Below are 12540 nucleotides of genomic sequence, written 5' to 3'. Positions count from 1 at the left end.
ATGGTGGGATTATTAGATGATACCTTTTAAAGCTGTAGCAATTGATATGGATGGAACCTTTTTAAGAGATGATAAAAGCTATAATAAAAAATTATTTTCTGAGTTATTAAATAAGATGAAAGAAAGGGATATTCATTTTATTGTAGCTAGTGGTAATCAATTTGAAAGAACGAGATTAGATTTTACTGAATATTGGAAAGATATGTCCTTTGTTGCCGAAAATGGAATGTATTTGGTAGATGATGGGAAAGATCTAAGTTATGAGCAATTGGACCGAAGTTTAGTTGAAGAGTTAGTGGACTTTATGGCACAAAGACCAGAATTAACACCAGCTTTATGTGGGAAAGAAAATGCATATCTAGAAAAGAATTCAGATTCAAAATTTGTTAAGATGATGAAATATTATTTACCTAAGCATAAAATTGTTGATAGCTTCGAGCAACTTCCTGATGATGTATTTTTCAAATTTACAGTTGATGTTCCTAAAGAAAAAACTTTATCAACGGTTGATGAAATTAACAAAAAATTTGCAGGAAGAGTTTTTGCTACTTCAAGTGGTTTTGGAAATTTTGATTTAATCTTGCCACATGTCAATAAAGCTATCGGATTAGAAAAAATGCTAGCAAGTTGGAATTTAACCTTAGATGATTTAGTAGCTTTTGGCGATGGTGGAAATGATTTAGAGATGTTAAAAGCTGCAGGACTTAGCTATGCAATGGAAAATGGTAGCGATGAAGTGAAAAAGGTAGCCGATAAAATCGCCCCTAATAATAATGATTCGGGAGTATTAAAAGTTTTAGCTGACTATTTAATGTAAGTTAATCTAAACTACGGTATAATTAGAAGTATTACAATAGTAAAGCGAGGAAATTTTATGACACTAAGAGGATTCGCTTTACCACAGTCGCCTCCATCATTTTGTGACAATTAAACAATAAAATTATCACAAGAATAGGAGAAATTAGATTATGGTAGAAGCAATTAACTTGAAAAAAGGTATGATTTTTGAAATGAACGGTAAACTTATTAAGGTGTTGGAAGCAAATCACCACAAGCCTGGTAAGGGAAATACTGTTATGCAAATGAAATTAAATGATGTGCGAACAGGAGCAATCGTTCAAACAACCATGCGTCCTTCTGAAAAAGTAGAGTTAGCCATAGTTGATAAGAAAAATGCCCAATACCTATATGGTGAAGGCGACCTTGAAGTATTTATGGATATGGATACTTATGAACAATATGAATTAACTAAAGAACAATTAGCAAATGAAGAAAAGTATTTAATGCCAAATATGGAAGTTCAACTAGACTTCTGTAAGAATGAATTAATTGGGATTGAATTACCAACAACTGTTGAAATGAAAGTAACTGAAACTGAACCAACAATTAAGGGTGCTACAGCAGCTAGTGGTGGTAAGCCAGCAACAATGGAAACAGGATTAGTCGTTACAGTTCCAGACTTTATTAATGTAGGGGACACATTAGTAATAAATACTACAACAGGTGAATATAAAGCACGTGCATAAAAAATGAAAGCCAATTATATACCGAGATTATGGTATATAGTTGGTTTTTATTTTAAAAATTAAAACTTGCACCCATTTTATTTTAATGGTATTCTAATAGTATACTCAAATGTAATTGGAGGTTGTAATGATGATTAACTTACATATTAATGATAACAACAAATTGAATACAACCACCACCTCAACCACTGTGTAAGCTGGTTGAGTTAATTTGGTATGCTATTATTAAAATGAATGCAAAAATACAAAGTCAACTAGATCAGCTAATCACAAACTAAAAATGTATTGTGAGAAAAGTTGGATGGTTGGCTTTTTTATGTATTTAGACGATCCAACTGAGTAGAATTTAGTTGGCAAGGAAAAGAGGAATTTATATGAGCAAAAATAAGGATAATATAAATGGGGGCCTGAATAGGTCGCTATCATCAGGACAGATGGAGATGATAGCTTTAGGTGGAACAATTGGTGTTGGATTATTCATGGGATCTACATCTACAATTAAATGGACTGGTCCTTCAGTATTATTGGCTTATGCAGTAGTAGGTATATTACTATATGCGGTTATGCGAGCTTTAGGAGAAATGATCTATATAACACCAGGAACGGGATCATTTGCTGACTATGCGACTGATTACATTCATCCACTGGCTGGGTATTTAACAAAATGGAGTAATATTTTCCAATATATTGTTGTAGGGATTAGTGAAGTTATCGCTGTTACTCAATATTTGAATTTTTGGTGGCCACATTTACCAGATTGGATTTCAGGATTAGTGGTTATCATAACATTGACTTTGGCAAATCTTGCATCTGCTAAAGCGTATGGGACATTGGAATTTTATTTTGCGATGATAAAAGTTGTTACGATTATCTTAATGATAATTATTGGATTAATGGTTATCTTCCTTGGATTAGGAAATAACTGGCATGCGGTTGGATTATCAAACCTTTGGAAACATGGTGGATTCTTTACAGGTGGATTTAAAGGATTTATGTTTTCTCTATCTATTATTGTTGGTTCCTATCAAGGAATTGAATTATTGGGAATTACAGCTGGTGAAGCAGAAAATCCTAAGCATGCAATTGTAGCATCTGTAAAATCAATTGTATGGAGAATTTTGATTTTCTATATTGGAGCAATTTTTGTGATTGTGACAATTTATCCATGGAATCAATTAGCTTCTGTAGGTTCACCATTTGTTGAAACATTTACTAAAGTAGGTATTGCTGGTGCAGCTGGAATTATTAACTTTGTTGTTCTTACAGCTGCAATGTCTGGGGCTAACTCAGGAATTTATAGTTCTAGTAGAATGTTATTTAAGTTATCAGTAGATAAAGAAGCACCAAGTATTTTTAGTAAGTTATCTAAACATGTGGTACCTAATATCGCTATTTTGACAATATCAAGTGGGATTTTGATTGGATTTATTTTGAACATTGTTCTTTCTATCTTTAGTAAATCTTCAGCTAACTTGTTTGTAATTGTCTATAGTTCTAGTGTATTACCTGGATTAGTACCCTGGTTTGTAATTCTATTATCAGAATTACGTTTCCGTCGTCAAAATGCACATATGCTAGAAGAACATCCATTTAAGATGCCATTCTATCCATTATCTAATTATCTAGCAATCATTGCATTGGTAATAATAGTTCTCTTCATGTTTGTTAACCCTGATACACGAGTTTCAGTATCAGTCGGAGCAGTATTTCTATTATTATTGTCATTGATTTTCTTTATTAGACATGGAAAAGATGGACAAAAAGGAAAGAATTAATATAGAAGAAAATAGTCGCATCAATTGCGACTATTTTTTTGTACCAATTTAATATTATTATGAGAAATATTGTAATTTAATAAAAATATGGGTTGCTTTTATAGGGATGATTTATTATTAAAATTCGTAATTTGATAATAAATATAGTTGTTAAAGAGTCTAATTTTAGTTTTTACTAGAATGAACAAGAAATTAATTATAGCTTTTTTTAAAGTAGAATAAAAAAATTAATCATAATAATAAGAGAAAATTTGAATTTTGTTAATCTGAATTATCATTGTTTTAGAATTATTACAGCAATAGTTATAGCCTTTATATCAGTATTTATAAGGTGTTTTAAGTTTTAAATAGTGTTTGATGAGCATAATTAAAATTTCAATTTAATAGCAAAAAAATATATTTATAAAAGAAAAATTAAAATGTTGTAATTTTTCGGTAAGTATTATATAATCTAACCATGATATAAGATAACTTTTTTAACTGAGGAAAGGGGTAAATGAAATGAAGTTTAAAAAGCTATTAGCAGTTGGCGCTACTTTAGCAGTGTCAGCATTCACATTAGCTGCTTGTGGATCAAAGAGCAGCGATTCTGGCAAAACTCTTCACTGGGAAGACAGTGCTGAAATTTCCACATTAGACCCTTCTAAAGTAACAGATGTTGTTGGTTTTAACCAATTAAACAATGTTACTGAAGGTTTATATCGTTTAGGAAAAGACAGTAAGATCACACCAGGTCTTGCTACAAAGACAACCGTAAGTAAAGACGGCCTTACATATACATTTACTTTACGTAAGGATGCAAAATGGTCTAACGGTGATAAAGTAACCGCAAAAGACTTTGTATATTCCTGGCAACGTACAGTAAATCCTAAGACAGGTTCACAATATGCTTACCTATTCAGTGGTATTAAGAACGCTGACGCTATTATGGAAGGTAAGAAGTCAGTTTCTGAATTAGGTGTTAAAGCAGACGGTGACTACAAGTTAGTTGTTACATTAGATAAGAAGATTCCATACTTCAAGTTATTGATGGGATTCCCATTATTCTTCCCACAAAACCAAAAAGTTGTTGAAAAATATGGTAGCAAGTATGGTACAGCTTCTAAGTACTTCGTTTATGACGGACCTTTCAAGCAAGAAGGTTGGACAGGTTCTAACTTAAGCTGGAAATTAGTTAAGAACGATGATTACTGGGATAAGAAAGCTGTTAAATTAGACAAGATTACTTACCAAGTAGTTAAGGATTCTAATACAGGTTACAACTTATTCCAATCTGGTAAGTTAGATGGTGCATTATTAAGTGCTGAACAAACAAAGCAATTAAAGGGACAAAAGAACTACACAGTCTTCCACGAAAGTACAACATTCTACTTACAATACAACCAAACAAAAGAAGAATTTAAGAACGCTAATATCCGTAAAGCAATTTCTCTAGCTATCAATCGTAAGGACTACTTAAAAGTTCTTGGTGGTGAAAATACAGCTGCTACATCTGTAACACCAGTTGGATTGACAAAAGTTAATGGAAAAGACTTCCAAAGCATTGTATCTGACAAGACAGATATGACATACAACAAAGCTAAAGCTAAAGAATTGTTCAACAAAGGTTTACAAGAATTAGGTAAAGACAAATTAGAATTTGCTATCTTGACAGATGATACAGACGGCGCTAAGAAGTCTGTTGAAGCTCTTCAAAGTCAATTGAAAGAAGCATTTGGTGATAAGGTAACAGTTAATACACAAACAGTTCCATTTAAGACACGTATATCCCGTTCAACAAGCGGTGATTTCGATGTAGTATTATCAGCTTGGGGTGCAGACTTCGCTGATCCTATCTCATTCTTAGACTTGTTTACATCAAACAACGAACAAAATAATGGTAAGTGGAGCAATGCTGAATATGACAAGTTGATCGCTGCTTCTAAGAATGCTAGTTCTGCAAGTGATCGTTGGAGTGATCTAGAAAAAGCTGAAAAGATCTTACTTCAAGATCAAGGTGTAACACCACTTTACTACAGAAACCAAGCATGGATGGTAAATGATAAAGTTAAAGGTATCATCTACAATACAGCAGGTGCTAACTTGAACTTCAAGGATACCTACATCGCAAAATAATTTATAGAAGTTTAGTTCTAAAATTATTTAATAAATCGGGGGCTAGATTTAGATTTAGTCACCGATTTTATTTTACCCCACAGTTATTTATGAGATTTTTTTAATTTAAATAATAGAATGAAGGGACTAATTGATATGCGTAAATACTTATTAAAACGTGTTTTGTATATGCTATTAACATTGTTCCTGGTTGCGACAATCACATTCTTCTTAATGAAATTGATGCCCGGAACACCATATACGAACCAAGCTAAAATGACAGCTTCACAAATTGAAATAATGAACAAACAATATGGTTTGGATAAACCTATTTGGGAACAATATTTGATTTACATCTTTGGTATGTTCCATGGTGATTTTGGAACTTCTTTCCAATATAGTAACCAACCAGTAGCATACTTAATTTCAAGTCGTTTAGGTGCTTCAATGCAACTAGGTTTACAAGCAATGATCTTCGGAGTTTTCTTCGGTGTAATTCTAGGTGCAGCTGCAGCTATCAAGCATAATACATGGGCTGATACAGGAGCAACAGTAATTGCGATTATTGGTAAATCTGTACCAAACTTCGTGTTAGCTATCTTGTTACAATACTATATTGCTTTGAAATTGGGCTGGTTCCCAATTGCAGGTTGGGGTCAATTCTCCAATACAATTTTACCAACAATTGCTTTAGGGGTAGGACCATTAGCTGAAACAGCTCGTTTTATCCGTACAAGTATGGTTGAAGTGTTGAACTCTGATTATATTGAATTGGCTAAAGCAAAAGGCTTAAGTAAATTTGAAGTGGTTTATCACCATGCATTAAGAAACAGTTTGATTCCATTAGTTACATTATTAGGACCTTATACAGTTGCTTTGATGACAGGTTCTATGGTTATCGAAAATGTCTTTAACATTCCAGGAATTGGGGAACAATTTGTTAAGTCAATCATGACTAATGATTACCCAACTATTATGGGGGTAACAATGGTCTTCTCAATCGGATTGGTAGTAGTTATTTTAATTACTGACATCATCTATGGATTGATTGATCCACGTATTAGACTTGAAGGAAATGGAGGGAATAAGTAATGGAAGAAAAATTAAAATTAAGTCCAGATAGTTTCGAACCTTTAGCAAAAGGCGAAGCTCAAGATAATGAAAAAATCGCTGCTCCCTCACTTACCTTTACTCAAGACGTATGGTTAAGATTGAAGAAGAACAAAGGTGCAGTTGTCTCTTTGATTGTTATCTTATTGATGGTGATTGTAGCATTTGGTTCAACACCATTCATTAATAAAAGTACATTAGTTAAGTCTCAGCCACAATATGCAAACTTACCAGCTAAGGTTCCAGGTCTAGATGCAATTAATGGTCTTAACGGTAAGATTAAGCAAGGCGGTGTCTGGGTAGATGCTTATGCTAAAAATGATGTTCCAAAAGATAAGTATTTCTATTTAGGAACTGATTATTTAGGACGTTCATTAGCTCAACGTATTATTTACGGTACAAAAGTTTCATTGATTGTAGCTCTAGTCGCAACATTCTTTGATTTAACAGTTGGGGTCGCCTATGGCATCATCTCAGGATGGAAAGGGGGTAGAGTAGATAATGTTATGCAACGTATTATCGAAATTATTTCCTCTATCCCTAACCTTGTTATCGTTGTTTTGATGCTGGTAGTATTGAAGCCAGGTATGACTTCTATTATCTTAGCTATCGCAATTTCTTCATGGACAACCATGGCTCGTATGATTCGTGCTGAAACGCTGTCCTTGAAAACACAAGAATATGTATTAGCCGCAAGAACACTAGGTGAGTCACCTACAAAAATTGCATGGAAACACTTGGTACCAAACTTATCAAGTATTATCATTATTCAAACAATGTACACAATTCCATCAGCTATCTTCTTCGAAGCATTCTTGAGCTTTATCGGTATCGGTATTACAGCTCCAGAAACTTCTTTAGGGGTATTGTTGAATGAAGGACAAAAGAACTTCCAATTCTTACCATATCAAATGTGGTATCCAGCAATTGTATTGTGTGTATTGATGATTGCATTTAACCTTTTAGGTGACGGTTTACGTGATGCATTCGATCCAAAGACAAGAAGGTAGGTTTTAAACAATGGCAGAAAGAATTTTAGATGTTAAAAATTTAAAAGTGGATTTCCACACCTATGCCGGCGAAGTTAAAGCCATCCGCGATGTGAGTTTCCACTTAGATAAAGGTGAAACCCTAGCAATTGTAGGGGAATCAGGTTCAGGTAAGTCTGTTACAACTAAAGCAATAATTGGTCTTTTAGCAAATAATGCTAAGGTTGTTGGTGGTGAAATTAACTTCAACGGACAAGACATTTTGAAAAAATCAGAAAAAGAAATGCAATCCGTTCGAGGAAAAGAGATTTCCATGATTTTCCAAGATCCAATGACTTCTTTAGACCCAACAATGAAAATTGGACAACAAATTGCTGAACCTCTAATGAAGCATAAAGGCATGAATAAGAAGGATGCTTGGGCAAAAGCTCTTGATATGTTAAAGGCTGTTGGAATTACAAATGCTGAAAAACGTATCAATGACTATCCACACCAATTTTCAGGTGGTATGCGTCAACGTATCGTAATTGCGATTGCATTGGTATGTGATCCTGAAATTTTGATTGCTGATGAACCAACAACTGCATTAGACGTTACTGTTCAAGCACAAATCTTGGATTTAATGAAAGAAATGCAAGCTAAAGTAAAAACATCTATTATCTTCATCACTCACGATTTAGGTGTTGTAGCTGGTATGGCTGATAGAGTAGCTGTTATGTATGCTGGAGAACTTTTAGAATATGGTACAGTTGATGAAGTATTTTATAACCCACAACATCCATATACTTGGGGACTTTTGAATTCCATGCCAACTTTAGCAAGTGATAAGTTAGAATCTATTCCAGGAACACCACCAGATTTACTTGATCCACCAAAAGGCGATCCTTTTGCTCCAAGAAATCCATATGCGATGAAGATTGATGCTGAACAAAAGCCACCATTCTTCAAGGTGTCAGATACACATTATGCTGCTACATGGTTGTTACATCCAGATGCTCCTAAAGTAACACCACCTGAAGAAATTGTTAGACGTCAGCAAAAGTATGCAGAATTAATGGCTAAAAAGAAAGATTAACAGAAAGGATGAGAATTAATGCCAGAAAGAAAAAAATTGTTACAAGTTAAGCATTTAAAACAATACTTTACTTCCGGTAAGTCCACTGTTAAGGCTGTTGATGATGTTACTTTTGACATTTACGAAGGTGAAACATTTGGACTTGTAGGAGAATCAGGTTCAGGTAAAACAACAACAGGACGCAGTATTATTCGTTTATACGATCCAACTGATGGGGAAATTATTTTCGATGGAAAAGATGTCAGCAAGTTAAAATCACGTGCTGATAAGCGTGAATTCAATCGTAAAATGCAAATGATCTTCCAAGATCCATATGCTTCTCTAAATCCAAGAATGACAGTTGAAGATATTATTGCTGAAGGTATTGATATTCATGGTTTGGCCAAGAGTAAGAAAGAACGTTCAGAAATGGTTGAAAATCTACTTGAAACAGTTGGTTTGAATCGTGATCATGCTAGTCGTTATCCACATGAATTCTCTGGTGGTCAACGTCAACGTATAGGGATTGCTCGTGCATTAGCCGTACAACCTAAGTTTATCATTGCTGACGAACCTATTTCAGCTTTGGACGTTTCTATTCAAGCTCAGGTAGTTAACTTATTGAAAGATCTTCAAGAAGAAAAGGGATTAACTTATCTCTTTATCGCCCATGACTTATCAATGGTTAAGTTTATCTCCGATAGAATTGGAGTTATGCATTATGGAAGACTATTAGAAGTAGGGCCAGCTGATGATGTTTATGATAAGCCTTTGCATGACTATACTAAGAGTTTGATTTCTGCAGTTCCAATTCCAGATCCTGAAATTGAACGTCAACGTCATAGAATTGACTATGATCCTTCTATTGAAGGTGACGATGGCGATAAGGTTCGTTCTTTACATGAAATTACACCAGGTCATTTTGTAAGATGTACGGATGATGAAGTGGAAATGTATAAGAAAAAAGCTGCTGAATACGAAAAATAAGTAATTAGAAAATAAAATTAATATCGCACCATTTCCTAGTTATTAAACTTTGAAATGGTGCGATTTTTGTTTATTATGATAAATTATTTCTGTTGTTGATCTTCTTCTTTAATATGAGCGTGTACAAAGTAACGATAAATCGCCATACCGACGATCAATAATAAAATACCGACGATATTTAAGATTAAGTTCTTATAGTCATCATGGATAATCAGTAAGTTTCGTAATAAAGCTGTTAGTTCAAGTCCCATCAATAAAGTAATAGATACATGACCATTATTTTTAAGAGAACTAATTACAATCATGAAAAATTCAAACAGTAAAAAGAAAACTATAATCTTATCTATCATAAGGTAAATGTCACTAGTTGTAGGCTCAAGTGTAATTTGGAAAAGACGAATAATTTCTTTTGCAATTTGAATTAGTAAAACTATTCCCAACAAAATTATAACCACGAAGCTAAGTACACTGAAAAGTTGGGCAAACTTATCTGCGTATTTTTGAATTAACTTTGAGAATTTCAAAATAGTGTACCTCCTAATCTAATAATGCTAACGTTAATTTGCACACTTTCTATACACATAGTGTACTAAATAACAGGTTAAAACAAAAGGAATTGTGCAGTATAAAGCGACACGTTGATTAGGATCGAACCAAATTAATATACAAGATAAAATACTAGTAATTAAAGCAAACAGTGGAATAACAGGATACCAAGGTGTCTTATATTTTAACTCAGATAAAGAATGTCCGGATTTTAAAAAGTATTTTCGGAAATTAAGTTCGGCTAAAGCAATAGCTGCCCAAACAATTACAACGGCTAATCCAGAAACAGAAACCAAGACTAGGTAGATAGTATCCGCTGCAAAAATACTTGAAAGCAGAGCTAACAATCCACCAATCATACTTAAACATAGTGCAATGACAGGAATACCATTTTTATTAGTTTTTGAGATATTTTTAGGAATTGTTCCTTCATTTCCTAATGACCAGAGCATGCGAGTTGATGCATATAATCCGGAATTGGCCGCAGAAATAATGGCAGTTAGAACGACAAAATTCATAATATCAGCTGCATAAGGAATACCCATCATTTTTAAAACATAAACAAATGGGCTTTGCGTAACTCCAGCTTTTTGGTAAGGGATAAGAGCGGCCATAACAACAATGCTTCCAATGAAAAAGATAACCAACCTCCAAAGAGTTGTGTGAATAGCTTTAGGGATAGTTTTATCAGGTTCTTTTGCCTCACCAGCTGTAATGGCAATTAATTCAGTACCGGAAAAGGCAAAATTAACAGTTAACATAGTCGTGAAAACACCACTAAATCCATTAGGAAAAATACCATTTTTATATAGGTTACTAATGCCGGGAGCATGAGTGAAATTATTTAAGGGAATAATTCCAACCATTGCTAGGATACCAAGTAAGATAAAGGCTACAATTGCAAAAACCTTAATTGCAGAGAACCAAAATTCACTTTCAGCGAAAACTTTAACTGAATAGGCATTGGAAAGAAATATTAATATAATAAAAATAGCACTCCAAATCCAAACGGGAGTATGAGGAAACCATTCTTGCATGATGAGTCCAGCAGCTGTAAATTCTGAGCCCAGAGCAATCGTCCAGGTTAACCAATATAAAATCGCGACAGTAAAGCCAGTACCTTCGCCGATATACTTTTTGGCATAAACATGGAAAGCACCAGTATAAGGCATTGCTACTGACAGTTCGCCAAGACATAACATCACCGAGTAAACAATTAAAGCTCCAATTAAGTAGGCAATGATAGTACCAATTGACCCGGCTTGATGGATGGTGTAACCCGAACTTAAAAATAATCCAGTTCCAATAACACCACCTAGAGAAATCATCCGGATGTGACGAGTTTCCATTTTACGAGCAAGATGTGTTTTCTTAGACATATTTAATCCTCATTTCTTTAAATTACAGTAATTAAAATGATTATTATAACTACAAATTAACTTTAGATTAGATTATAATTAGTATATTAACATGAAAAAGTAGGTGAGTAAACGTGGACTTTATAGAGTTTTTAACTAACAATCCAGTTGTTTTAGATGGGGCAATGTCAACTCCACTTGAAAAATTAGGAGCAGATACAAATAATGATTTGTGGACAGCTAAAGCTTTGATTGATAATGAAGAATTGGTATATGAAGTTCATAAAATGTATTTCGAAGCTGGAGCGGATTTGATAATTACGGATACTTATCAAGCTAATGTTCAAGCATTTGAAAAAGTTGGATACAGTGAAAAAGAAGCTAGAAATTTAATTAAAAAAGCAGTAAAAATCGCACAAAAGGCACGCGATGATTATGAAAATAGAACAGGAAAGCATAATTATATTGCTGGAACAATTGGTCCATATGGTGCTTACCTAGCTAACGGAAGCGAGTATAGAGGAGATTATGAGTTATCTGTTGAAGAATATCAACAATTCCATTTACCAAGGATTGAAGAATTGGTAAATGCAGAGGTCGATATCTTAGCTATTGAAACTCAACCTAAGTTAGATGAAGTGCTAGCAATTCTAGAATTGTTAAAGAAAAAATATCCGCAACAAAAAGTGTATGTTTCTTATACTTTGAGCGATGATGATACAATCAGCGATGGAACACCATTGCCTAGAGCTATCCACGCACTTGAGGATTATTCGCAAGTAATAGCAGTAGGAATCAATTGTGTAAAGCTAGAGTTAGTAGAACCGGCTTTAAAAAATATGAAAGAAATCACAGATAAGCACTTAATAGTATATCCTAATTCAAGTGCGGTCTATGATCCTAAGAGTAAGACTTGGTCCCAACCTAAAACTAGTGCAACCTTTGAAGAATTGATTCCTAATTGGTATGAGGCAGGAGCTAGAATTATTGGTGGTTGTTGTACAACAGGACCGAAGGAAATCAAAGCAGTGGCGGATTTTATTAAGTGTAATAAATAATATTATAAAGGTCATCTATCATGGATAGGTGGCTTTTTTGTCG

Annotated in this window: 11 protein-coding genes; 9 read left to right on the top strand and 2 right to left on the bottom strand. The window is 33.9% G+C overall.

Annotation, left to right across the window (positions count from 1 at the left end; all coding sequences use genetic code 11):
* Nucleotides 1–16: 16 nt before the first annotated feature.
* From OZJ21_RS03065 to OZJ21_RS03030, 8 genes are all read left to right on the top strand, one after another.
* Nucleotides 17–817, top strand: coding sequence for a Cof-type HAD-IIB family hydrolase (locus tag OZJ21_RS03065; protein ID WP_003709350.1), 801 nt, complete (start codon nucleotides 17–19; stop codon nucleotides 815–817).
* A gap of 151 nt (nucleotides 818–968) precedes the next feature.
* Nucleotides 969–1526 (top strand): elongation factor P, encoded by a 558-nt coding sequence (gene efp, locus OZJ21_RS03060; protein ID WP_003700953.1) that lies wholly within the window; start codon nucleotides 969–971, stop codon nucleotides 1524–1526.
* Nucleotides 1527–1900: 374 nt separating this feature from the next.
* A complete protein-coding gene (locus OZJ21_RS03055) occupies nucleotides 1901–3301 on the top strand; it encodes an amino acid permease (protein ID WP_268857431.1) in 1401 nt (466 codons plus the stop codon).
* Nucleotides 3302–3802: 501 nt separating this feature from the next.
* A complete protein-coding gene (locus OZJ21_RS03050) occupies nucleotides 3803–5416 on the top strand; it encodes a peptide ABC transporter substrate-binding protein (RefSeq protein ID WP_201898283.1) in 1614 nt (537 codons plus the stop codon).
* Between the two features lie 135 nt (nucleotides 5417–5551).
* Nucleotides 5552–6487, top strand: a complete 936-nt coding sequence (gene opp3b / locus OZJ21_RS03045) for an oligopeptide ABC transporter permease (protein ID WP_003709355.1) — start codon at nucleotides 5552–5554, stop codon at nucleotides 6485–6487.
* Nucleotides 6487–7515, top strand: coding sequence for an ABC transporter permease (locus OZJ21_RS03040; RefSeq protein ID WP_003700958.1), 1029 nt, complete (start codon nucleotides 6487–6489; stop codon nucleotides 7513–7515). Before opp3b ends, OZJ21_RS03040 begins: the two co-directional genes overlap by 1 nt.
* Before the next feature lie 10 nt (nucleotides 7516–7525).
* Complete coding sequence (locus OZJ21_RS03035; protein ID WP_003702677.1) at nucleotides 7526–8569, top strand: ABC transporter ATP-binding protein; 1044 nt, start codon at nucleotides 7526–7528, stop codon at nucleotides 8567–8569.
* An 18-nt stretch (nucleotides 8570–8587) separates the two neighbouring features.
* Nucleotides 8588–9535, top strand: coding sequence for an ABC transporter ATP-binding protein (locus tag OZJ21_RS03030; RefSeq protein ID WP_003700961.1), 948 nt, complete (start codon nucleotides 8588–8590; stop codon nucleotides 9533–9535).
* Nucleotides 9536–9618: 83 nt separating this feature from the next.
* On the opposite strand, the gene psiE is transcribed toward OZJ21_RS03030, so the two are convergent.
* Both psiE and OZJ21_RS03020 read right to left on the bottom strand, forming a co-directional pair.
* Complete coding sequence (gene psiE / locus OZJ21_RS03025) at nucleotides 9619–10059, bottom strand: phosphate-starvation-inducible protein PsiE (RefSeq protein ID WP_268857430.1); 441 nt, start codon at nucleotides 10057–10059, stop codon at nucleotides 9619–9621.
* 33 nt (nucleotides 10060–10092) lie between these two features.
* A complete protein-coding gene (locus tag OZJ21_RS03020) occupies nucleotides 10093–11460 on the bottom strand; it encodes an amino acid permease (protein ID WP_268857429.1) in 1368 nt (455 codons plus the stop codon).
* A 113-nt stretch (nucleotides 11461–11573) separates the two neighbouring features.
* On the opposite strand from OZJ21_RS03020, the gene mmuM reads away from it, so the two are divergent.
* On the top strand, nucleotides 11574–12497 hold the full coding sequence (gene mmuM, locus OZJ21_RS03015) for a homocysteine S-methyltransferase (protein ID WP_268857428.1): 924 nt from the start codon (nucleotides 11574–11576) through the stop codon (nucleotides 12495–12497).
* The last annotated feature ends 43 nt before the right edge of the window (nucleotides 12498–12540 follow it).

Origin of the sequence: Ligilactobacillus sp. UO.C109 (assembly GCF_026847815.1) — a bacterium.
Taxonomy (GTDB): domain Bacteria; phylum Bacillota; class Bacilli; order Lactobacillales; family Lactobacillaceae; genus Ligilactobacillus; species Ligilactobacillus salivarius.
The sequence above is the reverse complement of the archived record's forward strand: the minus strand, read 5'-3'. Positions and strand labels throughout refer to the sequence as shown.

What these genes read in the sequence shown, in the direction of transcription:
- OZJ21_RS03065 (WP_003709350.1), top strand. Translation starts at nt 17, where the DNA reads ATGATACCTTTTAAAGCTGTAGCAATTGATATGGATGGAACCTTTTTA.
- efp (WP_003700953.1), top strand. Translation starts at nt 969, where the DNA reads ATGGTAGAAGCAATTAACTTGAAAAAAGGTATGATTTTTGAAATGAAC.
- OZJ21_RS03055 (WP_268857431.1), top strand. Translation starts at nt 1,901, where the DNA reads ATGAGCAAAAATAAGGATAATATAAATGGGGGCCTGAATAGGTCGCTA.
- OZJ21_RS03050 (WP_201898283.1), top strand. Translation starts at nt 3,803, where the DNA reads ATGAAGTTTAAAAAGCTATTAGCAGTTGGCGCTACTTTAGCAGTGTCA.
- opp3b (WP_003709355.1), top strand. Translation starts at nt 5,552, where the DNA reads ATGCGTAAATACTTATTAAAACGTGTTTTGTATATGCTATTAACATTG.
- OZJ21_RS03040 (WP_003700958.1), top strand. Translation starts at nt 6,487, where the DNA reads ATGGAAGAAAAATTAAAATTAAGTCCAGATAGTTTCGAACCTTTAGCA.
- OZJ21_RS03035 (WP_003702677.1), top strand. Translation starts at nt 7,526, where the DNA reads ATGGCAGAAAGAATTTTAGATGTTAAAAATTTAAAAGTGGATTTCCAC.
- OZJ21_RS03030 (WP_003700961.1), top strand. Translation starts at nt 8,588, where the DNA reads ATGCCAGAAAGAAAAAAATTGTTACAAGTTAAGCATTTAAAACAATAC.
- OZJ21_RS03020 (WP_268857429.1), bottom strand. Translation starts at nt 11,460, where the DNA reads ATGTCTAAGAAAACACATCTTGCTCGTAAAATGGAAACTCGTCACATC.